Genomic DNA, 17,222 nt, shown 5'->3' with positions numbered 1-17,222 from the left:
AGACCCGCCAGTCCGACATCTACGTCGCCGAGGCCGCACGCACCCGGGTCTTCCGCGGGGAAGGTTACGACGACGGACCCGTGGAGGTGGACCGCTCGCTGTACCAGATGGAGGACTACATCCAGCAGGTGCTCTGCTTCGACGTCGAGGAGGGCCGGCCGACACGCGTGGAGAAGATGGTCTCGTTGTTCACCTCCCGGGACAATGCGATCACCGAGGCGCTGGCCGCGTCCGGCCGGCACGTGCTGCGGTACCCCGACTTCGCCGCCGCGTACGCCGAGCACGAGGCGGCGTGGGACGAGCTGTGGGACATCTGCGACGTCCGGCTGCCCAGCGAGCCGCGCGCCCACCTGCTGCTGCGGCTCCACGTGGCGCACGTGCTGCAGGTCTGTTCCCGGCACACGGCGCGGCACGACGTCGGGGTGCCGGCGCGGGGCCTCAACGGGGAGGCCTACCGGGGGCACGTGTTCTGGGACGAGATGTACATCTACCCCTTCCTGAACCTGCGGATGCCGGAGGTGACCCGGAGCCTGCTGCTCTACCGGTACCGACGGTTGTCGGAGGCCCAGGCCGCGGCCGAGGAGGCCGGGTACCGCGGTGCGATGTTCCCCTGGCAGAGCGGCAGCGACGGCACCGAGGAGACCCAGGCCGTCCATCTCAATCCCCTTTCCGGACAGTGGGATCCGGACCTCAGCCGCAATCAACGGCACGTCAACGCGGCGATCTTCTACAACGTGTGGCGTTTCCTGCAGGCGACCGACGACACGGAGTTCCTGGCCGACTACGGCGCCGAGCTCATGCTCGAGATCGCCCGATTCTGGGCGTCGACCGCCCACTTCAACCCCGAGCGCGAACGCTACGAGATCCACGGTGTGATGGGGCCGGACGAGTTCCACGAGCGCCATCCCGGCGCGTCCGAGGACGGACTGCGCAACAACGCCTACACCAACGTCATGGTGGCCTGGATCATGGCGACGGTGCCGTCGGTGCTCGACTCGCTCTCGGCCAGCCGCCGCAGCGCCCTGCTCGCCCAGCTCGCGGTGACCGACGAGGAGCTGCACACGTGGGACGACATGAGCCGGCGGATGTTCGTGCCCTTCCACGAGGGGGTCATCAGCCAGTTCGAGGGCTACGACGAGCTCGAGGAGCTCGATTGGGAGCACTACCGTGCCGCCTACCCCAACATCCAGCGGCTCGATCGCATCCTCCGGGCGGAGGGCGAGGATCCGAACCGGTTCAAGATGGCCAAGCAGGCCGACACGGTGATGCTGTTCTTCCTGTTCGACGACGACGAGCTGCACGCGACGTTCGAGCGGCTGGGTTATCCGTACGACCAGGAATTGGCCCGGCGCACCATCGAGTACTACGACCAACGGACCTCGCACGGGTCGACGCTCAGCCACGTCACGTTCGCCGGCGTGCTCGCCGACATCCACCCGCCCAGTTCGTGGGAGCGCTTCATGGTGGCTCTCGAGAGCGACGTCAGTGACATACAGGGCGGAACCACCAAGGAAGGCATCCACATGGGGGTCATGTCCGGCACGCTGGACCTGCTCCAGAGCAGCTTCGTCGGGGCCCGGGTCTACAAGGGCGTGCTGCTGTTCCGGCCCCGGCTGGTGGACCGGCTCGACGGCGTGTCCTTCTCGATCCGGTTCCGGGGCACGCCACTGCGGGTGCGCATCGTCGGCAACGAGTTGACGGTGCTCGCTCAGCCCGAAGGGTTCCACGGCCCCGTCCGGGTGGGTCTCGACGGCCAGGTGTGCGAACTCGGGGCCGGGGAGAGTTGTGTGTTCACCCTGCCGTCGCAGGAACCGTCGATGTCCTGAGCGCCGCAGGATCGCCGCGGCCGAATGTCACACGCATTCGATCCAATTGAACGCGTGTGACATTCGGCCGCCGGCTCCAGCGCCTTACGCCAGGGTGCGGCGCATCAGTTCGGCGACGCTCCGGTCGTACGCGACGAGCGTGACGATCTCGACCGCGGTCCGGGCGGCGGTGAGGGCGGTGACCGCCTGCCGGATCGCGTCTTCCTTCGGCCAGCCGTAGGCACCGGCGGAGATCAACGGGAACGCGACGGTCCGGGCACCGAGGGTGTCGGCGACGGCAAGGCTGCGGGTGTACGCCGACCGCAGCAGGTGCGAGCGGTCCTCGTGAGGCGAGTAGACCGGCCCGACGGTGTGGATCACCCAGCGCGCCGGGAGCTTTCCTGCGGTGGTGGCCACCGCCGCGCCCACGTCCAGACCGTTGGGCAGCGTCGTCGCGCGCAGGGCCTTGCAGGCGGCGAGGATCTCCGGACCGCCGGCGTGATGGATGGCGCCGTCGACGCCGCCGCCGCCGAGGAGGGAGGACTTGGCGGCGTTGACGATCGCGTCGACGCGCTGGGTGGTGATGTCGCCGTGGACGACGTCGATCAGAGTCACGATTGCTCCTGGAGTTCGGTGGGGTGAGCGGAGACGGCGGCGCGGCGGTCGTATCCCTTCCGCGCGGCGTCCGTGGCCAGGTGGTTCAGGTCGTGCGCGGTGTGCCCGGGCCAGCCGTGCAGGATGCGCCGCCACCGATCGGGGACCGCCGAGGCTCCCCAGCGGGCGCCGAGCAGTCCGCCCGCGATGGCGGCGGTGGTGTCGGTGTCACCGCCGGCGCGGACCGCGGCCTCGAGGGCACGCTGCAGGTGCCCGGCGTCGGAATCGTCGGTGGTGCTGATCGCCCACCACGCGGTCTGCAGGGCGTGGACGGTCCATCCGTTGTTCGCGAAGTCGCCGGGCGTGCCGTGCTCGGCCCGGTCGAGCAGCGGAGCCCAGTAACCGGCGACGTCGGCGGGACAGACCTGCAGGTAGCCGCGGACACCGTCGAAGGTGCCGTGCAGGACGGCGTGGCGGATCGCATACGTCCACAGCCGGCAGGCCTGAACCGCCTGCGGGTCGTCGTGGGTCAGCAGCGCCACCTCCCCGGCGGCGGCGACGGCAGCGTCCGCGTCGCCCGAGCCGAGATAGGACAGGGCGACCGGGGCGGTCCGCATCAGGGCGCCGTTGCCGCCCTTGCGACCGGTCAGCGCGCGGGCGCGGGCCTGCATCGCCGCGGCGCCGGCGGGGCGATGCGAGAGCACGGCGCGGGTCTGGTTGCCGATGTCCTTCGGGCCGGAGTCGAACCACCGCACGAACTGCGCGGCCACCGCGTCGAGACCTGCTGCGCCGCCGAGGTCGACGCCGGTGGCCGCGACCTCGGCGACGGCGACGGCCATCGCGGTGTCGTCGGTCCACTCCCCCGGTTCCCAGCCGAACACGCCCCCGCCGATCATGTCGATCACCGCGTCGGCGGTGGGATGAGTGAACTCGTAGCCGGCACCGAGGGCGTCCCCTGCCGCCGTCGCGAGAAGCACCCCCACCGCCCGGTCACACTGCTGCGCCGTCAACGCCATTTCCCGCTCCCTCCGCCGACCATTTCGATCAAATCTGCGCTATCAATTTAGATCAAAATCACGCTAAAGTGCAACCGTGAGCGACTGGACGGACGGGGCGGGCCGGAAGCTGGCCGAGTACCCGCACCCCTCGACCGCGGTGGACATCGCCGTGTTGACCTACTCCGACGGCGAACTGCGAGTGCTGGTGGTCGAGCACAGTCTCGGAGACCTGGCCCTGCCCGGCACCTTCCTCCACGAACGCGAACGCGCCGCCGACGCCGCCCGACGTGCACTGCGTGACAAGACGAGCCTCACCGGCATCCGGTTCCATCAGATCGGCGTGTTCGACGCTCCCGACCGGGACCCGCGCGGATGGGTGATCTCGATCGCCCACGCCGCGGCGTTGCCTCGCAAGGACCTTCCGGGCGACGCCCACCTCGTGTGCGTGCGCGACGGAAAGGCCGAGCAGCCGTTGGCCTTCGACCATGCCGAGATGGTGGCGGCGGCCGTCGCGGATCTGCGAACCCGCTACGCGCAGCGCGTGGATCCCGACGGACTGCTCGGCGACGAGTTCACCGTCCTCGAGCTGCGGCGGTTGTACGAGGTGATATTCGGCGTTCCGCTGCAGAAGGATTCGTTCCGCCGCCACGTGGTCGACGCTCTCGTCAGCACCGGGCGCATGTCGAGTCCGGGCGCCGGCCGGCCGGCGGAACTGTTCCGCCGCAAGGACGGCGCGCGGTTGCCGGCTCAGGCAGCGGTGTTGTTCACCGGCTGATATGTCCGCGGTGCGGATTCAGAGGATCGGGTAGACGAAGTGTCCCGGCCCACCGCCCGGCAGACTCGAACCCGTGACGTTCGGCAGATTGGCCGGCAGCCGGATCAGCTTGTGCGGCTGTCCGTTCTGATCGGCCTGCCAGCAGTCGGTGGTCACGCCGTGGAATCCGACGCAGACGATCCGGGTGCCGGTGCCGAACGGTGACGTGAGCCGATTCCGGTTCACCAGCGGATTCCAGTAGTCGAGGTCCGCCGGGGTGAGGAAGTCCTTGGTCTCGAACGGCACCATCGGTGTCGGATAGGACGGAATCTCGGGCCACTCGTCCTGGGCCGCTGCCGGACCGGACGCACCGAGGACGGCCGCGGCCGTCAGCAGCAGCGTGGCTCCCGCGCGCCGGGCATGGCGGCCGATACGGTTGCTCGTCATCTCGCCTCCTCGCGGAACTCGTCCGACCATGGAAGCACGTCGCCGCCGCCCGCGCCGGGCGCCACGCGGAGACGGACCGGTCAGCCGAGTCGCTTGTGGTAGACGACGACGTCGCACGGGACCGCGAGCAGCGGGACCAGTTCGGGGTACATGACCTCGGGCCCGTCCGTCCGCACCGGCACGTACCCCATTCGCGGATACCACTGCGACAGGAACACCTTCGACGGGTGCTCGAAGTCTCTCGGCTGGATGACCTCGAGCTGCATGATCTCGCTCCCGAGCCGTGCCGCGTGGGCCTCGGCGAACCGCACGAGGGCACGGCCGATGCCGGCGCCCCGCACCTCCGGATCGGCAGCGAGCATCCCGAACTCGGCGACGCGGGCGTCGAGCTGCACCACCTTCACGCAGCCCACGATCCGGTCGCCGAGCGAGGCGACGAAGAGCCGGCCGGCACCGGCCAATTCGGCGATCTCGCTCGCCGAGGTCCGGGTGGCTCCCTCCGGCCACATGCCTTCCTCAGCGACCGCATAGACAGCATTGACGAGGTCGGCGACCACCTTCGCCGTGTCGTCACTGCCGTCGGACGGGCGCACAAGGGGCCCGATGCTCAGCTCTCCGGAGTCCGTCAACGTCTTTCACCCGCTCCACTCGACGACCGCCGCCCGCAGCTGCTGGAGACCGGCGGTCCGGCTTGCCGGGACAAGCCTAGCGACCGGGACGACGCGACCGATCCGGCCCCCGGTGGGCGGCCGGGAAAAGCTCAGCCGGGCAGCGCGCCGACGGCGGGCCTCGACGCCCCGAACTTCGAGGCGAGTTCGCGCCGTGCGGCCCGGTCGCCGAGCCGCTCGAGGAACCGCCTCCCGGTGCGCGTGCGTGCGACCACTGTGGAGAAGACGACGTTCTTGACCACCACCGGCGGAACCGCCCATGCCGGGGTGACGGGCAGACCCAGCTCCCGCAGGCTCTGCGTGCCGAGGAAGTACCGGAGCATGCTCAGCAGGCGCTGCCGCTCGTACCGGCCGCGCACGTCGCCGAACCGGCCGTAGTCGAGGGTGCGCTGGCCCTCCACGAGGGCCCCGGACAGCGCGGCCCCCGCGGGCGTGACGTCGTCCTGCACCAACAGCACGTGGTAGTTGAACACGTGCTGCTCGCGTTCGGTGTCGAACAGCCAGTCCTCGTCGATGCCCATGAGCCATCCGACGTATTTCCACAGGTGCATCACCGCCCGGGACTCCTCACGGGTGACGAAGTAGCCGAGCGCCCGCATGCCGAGCAGCAGCGTGCCGTTGAACAGCCCCAGGGTTGCCGCCTGGTCGGTCTGGTTGATCGGCAGCCCCCAGCGTTCGATGTCCCATCGACCGTTGGTCTCGAACTGGTGGTTGATCAGCGCGTGCATGGCGCGCACGTGCACGGTGAGCTTGAATCCCTCACCGTCCCGGCGCATCCCACCGGGCTCGCCGACCGCCGTACCCCACTTCTGGGTTTCGCCGAGGCGTCGCATCGCGGTCGAACCGGTCAGGCCCCCGGTCTCGACCAGCAGATCCGGCGGCCCACCGAACCGGTAACCGCCGATGAGCGACAGCTGGAGCAGCACGTCGATGCGGCTGCGGCCCATCCGGCGGAAGGCCCGGGCACCCTTCTCCACCAGGTCGAAGTCCACCCATTCGGGGACGTGATCGACCACGGCGAAGAACCGTCGCAGTGCGTCCGGCGCGTCCGGCACCGCGTCGAGGCCGTGCTCGAGCGCCCGATGGAATTGCGCCATGGTCACCCGCTCGGCGTCCGTCCGGGGGCGGCGCATCGCGCGCACCAGGTCCGCGCCCACCTCGTCGCGGGCGACCATCCGGCGGCCGATCCGGTCGAGCAGTTCCTCGTCGACGGCACCGATCCGCGCGTAGGCACGCAGGGGCCGCCCGATGCGCTCGTTTCTGGGTCGGATGCCGACGTATCGGTGCGGGTAACGCACCGCCTGCGCGTCCTGTCGAATCTCCTGTGCCACCATGGGCCGATGCTTACACGAGCAATTACTCGCGTTCAATTCGCATCCGGACGGTGCCGGTGAGACCGGCGGAGCAGGGCCGGATGCGCCGCGTACCGCAGCAGCGCCGCTCGCAGGAGATGGTCGAACGCATCGTCGCCGCCGGCCGGGAGGTCCTGCTCGCCGACGGATACGAGGGCGCCTCCACCAATCGGATCGCCGCCGCGGCGGGCATCAGCCCCGGATCGCTGTACCAGTACTTCCCCGGCAAGGACGCCATCGTGACCGAAGTCGTCGACCGCTGGACCGAGGAGGTGCAAGCTCGCATTTCGCACGTGTTCACCGGTGCGCTCGACGCCCCCACCTGGACCGAATCGGTGCGAACCAACATGCGGGTGCTGCTCGAGGCACTCGGCGAGAACCCCCGCCTGCTGCGCGTGCTCATCGAGCAACTCCCCCGCACGCCGGACAGCCGGCTGGTCGCGTTCGAACACCGCATCGACGCGCTGCTGGCCATGTGGCTGCGCTTCAATCCCGGCCGGCGCCCGATCGAGCATCCCGAGGCCATCGCGTGGATGCTCGTCCGCACCGTCGAGAACGTCGCGGTCGGCTACGTGCTCGATCAGCCGCCCATCGAGCCGGACGTCATCGCGGACCAGCTGACGGCCATGATCACCGCCTATCTCAAGGAAATGCTGGACTGACACTCGACACCTCGCCCGCTTGTCGTCGACCGATCAGGCAGCTGAATGAAACCGGTCCGAGTTCGATGCGGTTCGATGTCCCTCGGGGTCAACACAGGAATCGTGCCCGGACCGGCGAAGTCGAGGTCGGATACGTGCAGGACACCGGTAGTCCCGTCGCGACGACGCCGGAATGTTCCGATCGGCGCCATGGCCACCAAGCCGAGGAGCTGCACGTGTCGGTGAGCACACTCGAGCGGTGGGTCGCCGGCTATCAGTCGGCAGGTGTTGCCGGCTCGGCCGATAGCCGCATCCACAGTCGGTATGCCGTTAATGTGGATCCACCGCGGGACGCGGCGTGCGTGCGGGTGCTGGACCGGCATGTCGCCGCGTCCACGCCGGCGCGCCGGTCACGGCTGCCACCTCGGGGCGTGCGACTCCGATGGTCGAGGACCGCAAGCTGCGCCTCGCCGGCGAACAGTACCGATTCGGAGGATATGAACCCGCGACCACACCGCTGCGCCCCAGTAGTTCGCTGAGTTCTTCTGCGAACTACTGGAGTTGCCGGCCGTATCATTCGAGGTAGTTTCCCAAGCATCCGAGAAGGTCGACAGGAGAGCACCATGGCGACCATCACCGGGGAGATCCTCATCCACCGGCCGGTTGAGGAAGTGTTCGACGTCGTCATAGACAAGCGCAACGAACCTGCCTACACCCCGCGGATGCTACGTGCGAACAAGCTCATCGATGGGCTGATCGGTGTCGGCACCCGCTTCCGCTGCACAGTGACGTCCCCGTCGCAGCCGCCGGTACCCGGGATGCCGAAGGCATCGTGGTGACCGGTGAGCAATCGGCCCCGCGGCCGCACCCCGCGCCCGCCCCGACGACCGCGTCAGCGATGCTGATCGATGAGTTCCTACCGCACTACGACTACTCCATCGCACACGCCGACATCGTCCGCGCCCACCCCCGATCGTGCTACCGCGCCGCGCGTCAGCTCGACCTGTTCCAGGCCCCGCTGATCCGGACGCTCATCGGTCTGCGCGCCCTCCCCCAACGCCTCATCGCGCACCGGACCGGCCCGGGAGTAGCTGCCGCCGCTGCACCGACCTTCCGGCTCACGGACATGACCGACCATGGCTGGGTTCTGCTCGCAGAAGCACCGAATCTCGAGATGGTCCTCGGCCAGATCGGTCGCCCGTGGGCGGCTGCCGACGCCTCGTCCGGTCCGAACGTCAGCCCGGATGGCTTCGCCACCTTCGAAGAGCCGGGCTTTGCCAAGATCGTGCTCAACCTCAGAGTCGCCCCATACGGCGCCGAGTCGTCGATTCTCACAGTAGAAACGCGCGTCGCCGTGACCGATGCGGAGAGCAGACGGCGGTTCGGCCGCTATTGGACCGTCGTCGGTCCCTTCAGCGGCCTGATCCGCCGGAGCGCCTTACGACTGCTCGCCACCGAGCTGCGCAACTCCGATTCGAACGACCACACGAACAGTGCTGCCCGGCGCGTCGAACGGCTCGAGACACGCATCGAACACGTCGTCGACACCCGTTCGGTCGGGATCGGGGCATGGCTCATCCGACGGACCCGGGGCCGGATCGTGCGTCCGTGGCACCGCCGAGCGCTCATCCTCACCACCCGTGGGCGACGCTCCGGCCTGCCGCGCACGGTACTACTGCAGTACTTCCCGGACGGCCCAGACGTGATAGTCGTCGCAGCGAACAGCGGGCTGCCAACCCATCCGGGCTGGTATTTCAACCTCAAAGCCGACCCCCAGGCGCAGGTCGAGGTCGACGGCGAGACGAAACAGGTTCGCGCCGAAGAGCTGACACCCCAGCAGGCAGCCGCGTTCTGGCCGCGGATACTGCAGACCGCCCCCGACTATGCCAGGTATCTTCGCCGCACCGATCGCGTACTTCCGCTCCTGCGTCTCATCCAAACCGTCTAGCGCAAACCCGTAACTCGCCACCGTGGAGACCACCACCGCAGTGCAGAATTGCCGACGTCGTTGCATCGATCCGGCGGCAACAAGCCTGCCGACGACGGAGCTTCAGGGCAGGCGTCTACAGCCCGGCGATCCCGTTGCCGATCAGAAGCACGCCCAGAATCAGCAGGACCGCCGCCATGATCGCCGCGTGGTGCCGGGTCATCCACTCATCGGCCACGGCGAGCGCGCGATCAGCGCGGTCGGTGAACACGCCCCGAACCACGGCCGGGGCGGCCACGCCCAGGCTCGCCACGACCGTGAAGACAACCAGCGCCACGACCTGCTCGAGCACCCGCGCAGTCGCGTCCGCGATGACCGCTGCGCCCGCCGCGACCAGGGCGAGGTTCTTCGGATTCGCCGCCGCAAACAGAAACCCCAGACGCAGAGCCCGTCGAGCGGTCATGGTCTGTGCGGCCGCCATCCACCCTGGCACGGTGGACTCCTCTCCGGCCTGCGGCCGCGCCCGCCACTTCCGGACAGCCATCAGGACCAGCACGATCCCGAGCGCGAGTTTCACAGCACCGGCCCACCAGGTGGGCTCGTCGGCCAGCATGATCACATCCGCCACCGCGAGCACCACGGCGCCCACGACGAGCAGGCCCGCAACCCAGCCACCGACGAAGGCGTACGACACGCTCACCGGCCGCTTGGTGACCAGGAGCACCGACAGCATCACCATCGGCATCGCGGCCAGCAGCAGGCCGACCGCAATCGGTAGGGACTGCCCGATTGCGCCTGTCACGAGTCACTCCTCGGAGTACCGATCATCGACGAAGGGTAGTCGCCTCAGCTATCCGGTGGGGACGGCACAGGCACGCGATCTTCTCCGGTCCCTGAGGAAAGGGGGTTGTGCGCAGGTGCAGCCACCAGGCCCGTACCGGGACGGCTGCCCTTCCAACGACGTATCGAGCACGCCTCGCCCTCGTTCGGCCATGCCTGCGCATCGGTTCGCCCATTCGGCGGTGCGCAGCGCTCAACCGGATCGCTACGACGCTCCGGTTGAGCGAACTATCCGCGGCGGGCGGTCGTTTCCCGTACCTGAATGCTGTAGGGCAGTAGTTCGTTGCGTGGGGGACTCTCGTCGCCGGTGATCCGTTGGATGAGCATGCGGGCGGCTCGTTGCCCCATCAGGTCCCGCGGCACCGTCACGGTGCTCAGCTGCAACGGGCCTGCGCTCGAGAAACTCATGTCGTCGAAACCGGTCAAGGCCACATCCTCGGGCACGCGCTTGCCGATTTCTCGGCAGACGTCGAGAACGCCGAGGGCGATCAGGTCGTTGCCGCAGACGATCGCATCGGTTTCGGGGTGTTCGGCGAACAGCGCCCGTGCGCGCAGCGCCCCGGAGGCGCGGGTGAGTTCGCCCCACAGGTCTGGTTCGTTGATCGCCTGCAGGCCTGCTTTGGTGAGGGCGTCGCGGTATCCCGCCATGCGGTTGACGGACACACTGGACGTGTCGGGACCGCCGAGGATCGCGACTTTGCGTCGGCCGGTTGCGACGGCGTGGGAAGCCATTTCGAACGAGGCGGAATAGTCGTCGATGCCGACCCAGTCGGAGGGCTCGTCCTCGACCTTGCGATAGAGCTGCACCACGGGGATGTTCTCGTGCCGGAGCTTGTCGAGGAGCGGCTTGTCGTCGGCGACGAGCGAGGTGAAGATCAGGCCGCTGCAGTTTCGATCGACCTGGGCCAGTGCGACATCGGCCTGGCGGGAGCCATCCACGCCGACATGGGAGACGAACACCTCGTAGCCTTCTTCGGCGGCGGCAGCGACCACACCGCCGGCGACCTCGGTGTAGAAGGGGTTGGCGATGTCGGCGAGGAGCAGTCCGATGGCTTTCGTGGTACCGGCGCGAAGCTCCCGGGCGATTCTGCTGGGCCGAAATCCCATTTCTTCGGCGATGGCGAGGATCCGTTGACGTCGCTCCTCGCTCACCCCCGGCGCCCCACTGAGCGCGTAGGAGACTGCTGCCGAGGACACCCCTGCCCGACGAGCGACATCGCTCATCGTCACTCGGCGAGGACGCCCTCCGCGGGGACGGCCCCCGCTCTGGGGGTGGGAGACATCAGCCATACCGAAAGCTTAGTCGGTTAAGCACTCGGCACAGGCCGGGACTTCCTGCCACGGCGTGCGCCCAGGTCCGACTGATTCGGTTAATCAGATTGACTTACCGGTATGGCGGACTCGAGTCGACCCATACGAACGCGACGCCACCCGCATATGACCAGGTGGACGCGTAATACCTCCCCGACATCTTTGGGGCTTGTGCGCTGAAACACAGGGCTGTACCGTAACTTATGCGATTAAGCGAAAGGAGAGCATCATGAGTTCCACCGTTGAGATGAGGGACGAGGCCGCGGTCGCGTACACGGGGCCCAAGCCGTATGGCATGAGTGACGACCTGATCGTTCCGGGTGCCCTGGACCTCGACTGCGACGAACGGCTGTGGGTCCCCCAGTCCCAGGACGTCGAGTTCCGCCCGCTGGTGCTGTCGGCGAGCCAGGGCTACTTCGTGAACATCCTGCGAGTACGCCGCTCGGGAATCCTGTCCCGCCACCGGCACGCCGGCGCGGTGCACGCGTTCACCCTGCGCGGCCGTTGGCACTACCTCGAATACGACTGGTGGGCCGAAGAGGGCACCTACGCCTTCGAGCCGCCCGGCGACATCCACACCCTCGAGGTCCCCGAAGACGTGACCGAGATGGCCACCCTGTTCCACGTGAGCGGCGCCTACATCTACGTCGACGTCGACGGCAACACCGTCGGCATCGAGGACGTCTTCAGCAAGATCGACAAGGCCCGCGCCCACTACGAGACGGTCGGTCTCGGCGCCGACTACGTCGACCGCTTCATCCGCTGACGCCGCTCCGGCGGACACCGCCCGGCCTGGTGCAACCACACCGAGTGCTCTACGCACGCGGGGGCGGTGTCCGCCGGCATCTCACCCTCTTTCAGCCCTGAGCCCGCCCGCGGGCGAAAGTACAGGTTCCCCATGCGAGCTCTCACCAAGAAAAGTGCCATCCCCTGCGACGTCCGCGTGCAGAATTTGCCCAAGCCCGAACCGGGCCCGGGACAGGTGCGGGTTCGCACCGAGGCCTGCGGCCTGTGCGGCAGCGACGTGCACGCCTGGCGTCACGACACCGGCTATGAATGGATCCGCCCCCCGGTAGTGCTCGGACACGAGGCGGTCGGATGCGTCGAAGCTCTCGGTGATGGTGTCGACCCGAACTGGCTCGGCAAGCGAGTGGTGCCCGTGGCGATCGACGGCTGTGGGGTATGCACGCTGTGCGAGCGCGGCTTCCGCCAGATCTGTCCCCAACGCACTGTCCTCGGGCTGTCCTTCGACGGCGCCGCCGCCGAATCGTTCGTCGTCTCCGAGGTCCGCCTGGTCGAGGTGGACCGCGACCTGCCGGCGTCGACACTGGCCCTGACCGAACCACTCTCGGTCGCCTGCCGCGCTGTCGCGCACATCGAGAACGCCGGCGAGGGCCCCACCCAGGTGGTGGTCTCCGGACCCGGACCGATCGGCACGATGGCTGCTCTCGTCCTCGCCCAGCGAGGCCACGATGTCGTACTTTCAGGAGTCGACAACGACGAGAACGGGCGATTGCCGCTCGCCCGTTCCCTCGGTCTGCGCACCGTGATCGCCGGACGGGACGAGCTGCCGTTCACCCCTACCGCCTGGGTCGACGCCTCCGGTTCGACCGCGGCACTCGACGCCGCCATCGCTGCCGTCCTCCCCGGCAGCCCCATCTCCGTCGTCGGCCTGTTCGCCCGCACCGGACCGGTCGACTTCAACGCCGTCACCCGCAAGGAGATTCGCCTGCAAGGCAGCTACGGATCGACCAAGGTCGACTACCGGGCCGCTGCCACCGCCATGGCCGTCGACCCGACACCGTGGCCGCAGCTGGTGACCGAGATTCCCCTCACTGACGCGGCTTCGGCACTCGAACGTGCCGCGGCCGGCCACGACATGAAGGTCGTGCTCGTCCCATGACCACACCGGACCCCACCCCTGTCCCGAAAGGCCACGCCATGTCCAGTTCCGATGTCGCTGTCGAACCAGCTACTCACGCGGCCGGGCGCACGTCGATCGTCAAGGTCGCCTTCGCCAGCATGATCGGCACAGCCGTCGAATGGTACGACTTCTTCCTCTACGGCTCCGCCGCCGCGCTCGTCTTCGGGCCCCTGTTCTTCCCCGACAGCGAACCTGCCACGGCCACCCTGCTCGCGTTCGCGACCTTCGCGGTGGGATTCTTCGCCCGACCGCTCGGCGGCATCGTCTTCGGTCACTACGGCGACAAACTCGGCCGCAAGAAGATGCTGGTCGTCAGCCTGCTCATGATGGGCGCCGCGACCTTCGCCATCGGATTGCTGCCGACCTTCGCGAGCATCGGCATCGCCGCACCAATGCTGCTCATCGGCTGCCGGCTACTGCAGGGCTTCGCCGTCGGAGGCGAATGGGGCGGAGCAGTGCTCATGGCCGCCGAACACGGCGACAACGATCGTCGCGGATTCTGGACCTCGTGGACCCAGGCCGGCGTTCCTCTCGGAAACCTCCTCTCCGCGGTGGTTCTCTGGGTGCTGGCGTTGGTCCAGAGCGACGAAACCTTCGATTCCTGGGGATGGCGAGTTCCCTTCCTGCTCAGTGCAGTACTGGTCCTGATCGGTCTCTGGATCCGTCTGAGCATCGAGGAATCCCCCGTCTTCGCCGAAAACAAGAGGGCCCTCGAAAACCACAAGAGCGAACACGCCCCCATCATCGAAGTCCTGCGCAAGTACCCGCGCGAGGTGCTCATCGCCATGGGACTGAGACTGGTGGAGAACACCTCGTACTACATCTTCACCGTCGTGGTGATGACCTACATGGTCACCTACCTGGATATGCCCAAGAGTGCCGCGATCGCCGGTGTGCTCATCGCCTCCGTCGCCCAGTTCTTCCTCACGCCGCTCATCGGCGCCCTGTCCGACCGAGTCGGCCGTCGACCCCTCTACTTCACCGGCGCACTCGGCGCCGGCATATGGGGATTCGTGTTCTTCCCCCTCATCGACACCGGCAACCAGACCATCATCGCGGCGGCCATCTTCATCGGCCTGATCTTCACCACACTGATGTACGCGCCACAGGCGGCGATGTTCTCCGAGTTGTTCGGCACCAGCGTCCGATACAGCGGCGCCTCCCTCGGCTACCAACTCGCCTCGGTGTTCGCCGGCGGTCTGGCCCCCGTCATCGCAGTCTCACTGCTGGGAACCGTCGAGGAGAAGAACACGATCGCGGTCAGCATCTACCTCGCCATCCTGGCCGTGATCACCATCATCGCCGTGATCGCCGCGAAGGAAACCGCCCGCACCTCCCTCGTCCACGACCGGGTCCTCGACGAGGCCACCCGGAACTGACAACGCCGCCGGGCCGGTGTGCGGCGCTCACCCGCACACCGGCCCGGCCAAAAGGTCTCGTCTCCCGATCCGAGCAGAAAGAGCTCTCGCATGAACGCACCCGTCCACACCCCGGTCCTGGACCTGTTCCGACTCGACGGCAACGCGGCCATCGTGACCGGGGCATCGCGCGGTTTGGGCCGCGCGCTCGCCATCGCACTCGCGGAGGCCGGAGCCGACATCGTCGCCGTCGACATCGGGGAACTCGATCAGGTCGCCAAGGAAGTGCGCGCCCGGGGAGTCCGCTGCGCGACCCGCACCGCCGACCTCAGCGGCCTGACCCCCGAATCGGCGGCAGAACTCTTCTCCTGGGCCAAGACCGAGTTCCCGCACCCGACGATCCTGGTCAACAACGCCGGCATCATCCGCCGTGGTCCCGCGACCGAAACCACACCCTCGGACTGGTCGGCGGTGCTCGACCTCAACCTCACTACCCCCTTCCTACTCAGCCAGGCCTTCGCGCGGTCCGCCCTCGACGACAACGCCGCCGCCAGCATCATCAACATCGCATCGGTCAACTCGTTCCAGGGCGGAATGGAGGTCCCGTCCTACGCCGCCTCCAAACACGGAATCCTCGGCTTGACGCGCGCTTTGGCAAACGAGTGGGCGGCCCACCACATCCGCGTCAACGCGATCGCCCCGGGCTACATGGAAACCGAATTCACCGCCGCCCACCGCGACGACCCCACCCGGGCCGAGAACATGCTGCGTCGCATCCCCACCGGCACCTGGGGACGGCCGGAAGGCCTCGCCGGCGCGGTCGTCTTCCTCGCCTCGGCCGCGTCCGCCTACGTCACCGGCACCGCCCTGTCCGTCGACGGTGGATGGCTGTCCCGATAACAACAGCGACTACCTGGAGGACCGCCCATGGCACCGATGCCCCCGGACCATCCCGTCGTCCCCGCCACCGATGCCCGATCGTGGTTGCTCGTATCCGCAGCCCACAGCCGGCACCTCGGTGACACGTGCACCGGAGTGGCGGACGCCGTCATCTACGACCTCGAAGACGGTGTCGTCCCCTCCGCGAGACCCGCGGCACGAGAAGCCCTCTACCTGTGGCTCACTCGCGGCGGCACCGGCTGGGTCCGAATCAACCCCGCCGGAAGCGAGGACTGGAACCACGACCTCGACGCACTCGATGGAGCACCCGGACTGCTGGGCGTGATGCTCGCCAAATGCGAATCGGCAGAACAGGTCACCGACACCTTCATACGATTACCTGCCGGCACCCCCGTCCTGGCACTCGTCGAGTCGGCACTCGGCATCGAACGCGCCTACGACATCGCTTCCACAGAACCAACTTTCCGGCTCGCCTTCGGTAGCGGCGACTTCCGCCGCGACACCGGGGCAGCCGATCTAGCACCGGCCCTGTCCTACGCGCGGGGACGACTGGTGGTAGCGAGCCGAGCAGCGGGACTGCCCGGCCCCATCGACGGCCCCACACTCACCACCGCCGAGGACGCGCTCACCGACGCGCTCGCCGTGTCCCGCACCATGGGTTTGTCGGGCAAGCTGTGCATGCACCCCGAGCAGGCCCCCGTCATCAACCGCGCCCTGAGCCCTACCCCGACCGACATCGACTGGGCCCGCGACGTCATCGACCAACTCGGCGCGGACGGCACCCGTGTCAGAGACGGGAGCGACATCCCCCGGCTGGCCCGATCCCGAGCGATCCACCGCCTCGCCTCCGTCTTCGCTCGATCGTGAGGATAATGGGACAGGCGTGACGAGAACCCAGTCGGCAGCACTCAGCGGCGGTGGGTGTCATGACAACGGAGACAGCACCCAGTACCGGCGGACGAGTTCGGGATGGCGAGCTCGCAGATGCAGACCGCACCACAGCGCGCAGTCGTCGGCGATCCACGGCCAGGCATTCCGGTCCCACTCGGCCGGTTCGGCGACCGCGTCCGCGACCGTGTTGTCCGCGCGTCGGTCCAAGGATCACGGTGGGATCGTCCCAGCGTCACGTTCGAGGCGCGGAGGAGGATGCGACCAGCACGGCCGTGACCGGCCTCGGTGCACGCTCGGCGGATTCGTCGGTGGCGCCGAGCACCACGGCAACGTCGTCCTCGACGACGGCAATGGGCGCCCCGCCGAGACCGGGGTGGTACCGGCTGTGCTGACCTGTGGACAAGGGCTGGCTGCTGCCCGGCAGCAGCTCATCGAGGAGTGGGCCGGTCGACCGCCGGGCGATCGACCCTCGGTCCCGGCAGGCGATGCCGTCCAAGAGTTGGCCGACGGTGGCGACGGCGTGCTGTCGGCGAGGATCGACGAGTCGGTTCCCATCAGCGCGGCACCGCCACCTCCATCAGTACACCGGTCTCGATCCGTCCCGTGGTGTCGAGGTCGCGGGTGAACCACGTCGGGCTGCGATGAATGCCGCAGGAGGGATGGGGATCGGTTCGGTGAACCTGTGCATCTCATGCCTCGAGTACTCGACGAACCGCGGCACGACAGCCACGGACCCGGGGTCACCTGCGATCACCATGGCCGGGCGGCCGACGCCCCGACAAGGAACTCTGTTCCCCGGATGTTCCTCCCGT

18 protein-coding genes are annotated in these 17,222 nt (G+C 68.2%); 10 read left to right on the top strand and 8 right to left on the bottom strand.

Going from position 1 to position 17,222, the window contains the following annotated elements; translation table 11 throughout:
* On the top strand, positions 1-1,826 hold a 1,826-nt coding region (locus tag CQZ88_RS23280; RefSeq protein WP_258008740.1), incomplete at its 5' end, for a glycoside hydrolase family 65 protein.
* An 84-nt stretch (positions 1,827-1,910) separates the two neighbouring features.
* Here CQZ88_RS23280 and CQZ88_RS23275 read toward each other — a convergent pair.
* Positions 1,911-2,420 carry an O-acetyl-ADP-ribose deacetylase gene (locus CQZ88_RS23275; protein WP_006942006.1) on the bottom strand — a complete coding sequence of 170 codons (510 nt, stop codon included), beginning with the start codon at positions 2,418-2,420 and terminating at the stop codon, positions 1,911-1,913.
* Positions 2,417-3,415: an ADP-ribosylglycohydrolase family protein gene (locus CQZ88_RS23270; protein ID WP_006942008.1), complete on the bottom strand. Its 999-nt coding sequence runs from the start codon at positions 3,413-3,415 to the stop codon at positions 2,417-2,419. The genes CQZ88_RS23275 and CQZ88_RS23270 overlap by 4 nt, the downstream gene beginning before the upstream one ends.
* A gap of 76 nt (positions 3,416-3,491) precedes the next feature.
* On the opposite strand from CQZ88_RS23270, the gene CQZ88_RS23265 reads away from it, so the two are divergent.
* Positions 3,492-4,172 carry an NUDIX domain-containing protein gene (locus CQZ88_RS23265; RefSeq protein WP_043802267.1) on the top strand — a complete coding sequence of 227 codons (681 nt, stop codon included), beginning with the start codon at positions 3,492-3,494 and terminating at the stop codon, positions 4,170-4,172.
* Positions 4,173-4,190: 18 nt separating this feature from the next.
* Here CQZ88_RS23265 and CQZ88_RS23260 read toward each other — a convergent pair whose 3' ends face one another.
* The 3 genes from CQZ88_RS23260 to CQZ88_RS23250 form a co-directional block, all read right to left on the bottom strand.
* Positions 4,191-4,598, bottom strand: a complete 408-nt coding sequence (locus CQZ88_RS23260; protein WP_006942012.1) for a hypothetical protein — start codon at positions 4,596-4,598, stop codon at positions 4,191-4,193.
* Between the two features lie 80 nt (positions 4,599-4,678).
* Entirely contained in the window at positions 4,679-5,191 is a 513-nt protein-coding gene (locus CQZ88_RS23255; protein ID WP_006942013.1) for a GNAT family N-acetyltransferase, read from the bottom strand.
* Positions 5,192-5,358: 167 nt separating this feature from the next.
* Entirely contained in the window at positions 5,359-6,600 is a 1,242-nt protein-coding gene (locus CQZ88_RS23250) for an oxygenase MpaB family protein (RefSeq protein WP_043802265.1), read from the bottom strand.
* Positions 6,601-6,650: 50 nt separating this feature from the next.
* On the opposite strand from CQZ88_RS23250, the gene CQZ88_RS23245 reads away from it, so the two are divergent.
* The 3 genes from CQZ88_RS23245 to CQZ88_RS23235 all read left to right on the top strand — a co-directional run bounded on the left by CQZ88_RS23245 (position 6,651) and on the right by CQZ88_RS23235 (position 9,207).
* Positions 6,651-7,280 (top strand): TetR/AcrR family transcriptional regulator, encoded by a 630-nt coding sequence (locus CQZ88_RS23245; protein ID WP_235194115.1) that lies wholly within the window; start codon positions 6,651-6,653, stop codon positions 7,278-7,280.
* A gap of 602 nt (positions 7,281-7,882) precedes the next feature.
* The gene (locus CQZ88_RS23240) at positions 7,883-8,098 is read left to right on the top strand and encodes a hypothetical protein (protein ID WP_006942019.1); all 216 of its coding nucleotides are present in this window, start codon (positions 7,883-7,885) and stop codon (positions 8,096-8,098) included.
* A complete protein-coding gene (locus CQZ88_RS23235) occupies positions 8,092-9,207 on the top strand; it encodes a nitroreductase/quinone reductase family protein (RefSeq protein WP_146034365.1) in 1,116 nt (371 codons plus the stop codon). The genes CQZ88_RS23240 and CQZ88_RS23235 overlap by 7 nt, the downstream gene beginning before the upstream one ends.
* Positions 9,208-9,322: 115 nt before the next feature.
* Here the strand turns inward: CQZ88_RS23235 and CQZ88_RS23230 are convergent, their stop codons facing one another.
* Both CQZ88_RS23230 and CQZ88_RS23225 read right to left on the bottom strand, forming a co-directional pair.
* Positions 9,323-9,988 carry a GAP family protein gene (locus CQZ88_RS23230; protein WP_006942023.1) on the bottom strand — a complete coding sequence of 222 codons (666 nt, stop codon included), beginning with the start codon at positions 9,986-9,988 and terminating at the stop codon, positions 9,323-9,325.
* A 266-nt stretch (positions 9,989-10,254) separates the two neighbouring features.
* Positions 10,255-11,250: a LacI family DNA-binding transcriptional regulator gene (locus CQZ88_RS23225; protein ID WP_235194114.1), complete on the bottom strand. Its 996-nt coding sequence runs from the start codon at positions 11,248-11,250 to the stop codon at positions 10,255-10,257.
* A 316-nt stretch (positions 11,251-11,566) separates the two neighbouring features.
* Between CQZ88_RS23225 and CQZ88_RS23220 the strand changes: the two genes are divergently transcribed.
* The 5 genes from CQZ88_RS23220 to CQZ88_RS23200 all read left to right on the top strand — a co-directional run bounded on the left by CQZ88_RS23220 (position 11,567) and on the right by CQZ88_RS23200 (position 16,386).
* Positions 11,567-12,103 (top strand): 2,4'-dihydroxyacetophenone dioxygenase family protein, encoded by a 537-nt coding sequence (locus tag CQZ88_RS23220; RefSeq protein WP_006942026.1) that lies wholly within the window; start codon positions 11,567-11,569, stop codon positions 12,101-12,103.
* Between the two features lie 132 nt (positions 12,104-12,235).
* Positions 12,236-13,240: an alcohol dehydrogenase catalytic domain-containing protein gene (locus CQZ88_RS23215; protein WP_043802259.1), complete on the top strand. Its 1,005-nt coding sequence runs from the start codon at positions 12,236-12,238 to the stop codon at positions 13,238-13,240.
* 38 nt (positions 13,241-13,278) lie between these two features.
* Positions 13,279-14,640, top strand: a complete 1,362-nt coding sequence (locus CQZ88_RS23210; protein ID WP_006942028.1) for an MFS transporter — start codon at positions 13,279-13,281, stop codon at positions 14,638-14,640.
* 90 nt (positions 14,641-14,730) lie between these two features.
* Positions 14,731-15,519: an SDR family oxidoreductase gene (locus CQZ88_RS23205; protein ID WP_043802255.1), complete on the top strand. Its 789-nt coding sequence runs from the start codon at positions 14,731-14,733 to the stop codon at positions 15,517-15,519.
* A 27-nt stretch (positions 15,520-15,546) separates the two neighbouring features.
* On the top strand, positions 15,547-16,386 hold the full coding sequence (locus CQZ88_RS23200; protein WP_043802252.1) for a CoA ester lyase: 840 nt from the start codon (positions 15,547-15,549) through the stop codon (positions 16,384-16,386).
* 57 nt (positions 16,387-16,443) lie between these two features.
* On the opposite strand, the gene CQZ88_RS31650 is transcribed toward CQZ88_RS23200, so the two are convergent.
* Positions 16,444-16,617: a hypothetical protein gene (locus tag CQZ88_RS31650; RefSeq protein ID WP_006942037.1), complete on the bottom strand. Its 174-nt coding sequence runs from the start codon at positions 16,615-16,617 to the stop codon at positions 16,444-16,446.
* Positions 16,618-17,222: the final 605 nt, after the last annotated feature.

This window comes from Rhodococcus sp. ENV425, assembly GCF_002887785.1.
GTDB classification, from domain to species: Bacteria; Actinomycetota; Actinomycetes; order Mycobacteriales; family Mycobacteriaceae; genus Rhodococcus; species Rhodococcus aetherivorans.
This window is presented reverse-complemented; position numbering and strand designations above follow the sequence as displayed.

What these genes read in the sequence shown, in the direction of transcription:
- CQZ88_RS23270 (WP_006942008.1), bottom strand. Translation starts at nt 3,415, where the DNA reads ATGGCGTTGACGGCGCAGCAGTGTGACCGGGCGGTGGGGGTGCTTCTC.
- CQZ88_RS23260 (WP_006942012.1), bottom strand. Translation starts at nt 4,598, where the DNA reads ATGACGAGCAACCGTATCGGCCGCCATGCCCGGCGCGCGGGAGCCACG.
- CQZ88_RS23250 (WP_043802265.1), bottom strand. Translation starts at nt 6,600, where the DNA reads ATGGTGGCACAGGAGATTCGACAGGACGCGCAGGCGGTGCGTTACCCG.
- CQZ88_RS23240 (WP_006942019.1), top strand. Translation starts at nt 7,883, where the DNA reads ATGGCGACCATCACCGGGGAGATCCTCATCCACCGGCCGGTTGAGGAA.
- CQZ88_RS23225 (WP_235194114.1), bottom strand. Translation starts at nt 11,250, where the DNA reads ATGAGCGATGTCGCTCGTCGGGCAGGGGTGTCCTCGGCAGCAGTCTCC.
- CQZ88_RS23220 (WP_006942026.1), top strand. Translation starts at nt 11,567, where the DNA reads ATGAGTTCCACCGTTGAGATGAGGGACGAGGCCGCGGTCGCGTACACG.
- CQZ88_RS23215 (WP_043802259.1), top strand. Translation starts at nt 12,236, where the DNA reads ATGCGAGCTCTCACCAAGAAAAGTGCCATCCCCTGCGACGTCCGCGTG.
- CQZ88_RS23210 (WP_006942028.1), top strand. Translation starts at nt 13,279, where the DNA reads ATGTCCAGTTCCGATGTCGCTGTCGAACCAGCTACTCACGCGGCCGGG.
- CQZ88_RS23205 (WP_043802255.1), top strand. Translation starts at nt 14,731, where the DNA reads ATGAACGCACCCGTCCACACCCCGGTCCTGGACCTGTTCCGACTCGAC.
- CQZ88_RS23200 (WP_043802252.1), top strand. Translation starts at nt 15,547, where the DNA reads ATGGCACCGATGCCCCCGGACCATCCCGTCGTCCCCGCCACCGATGCC.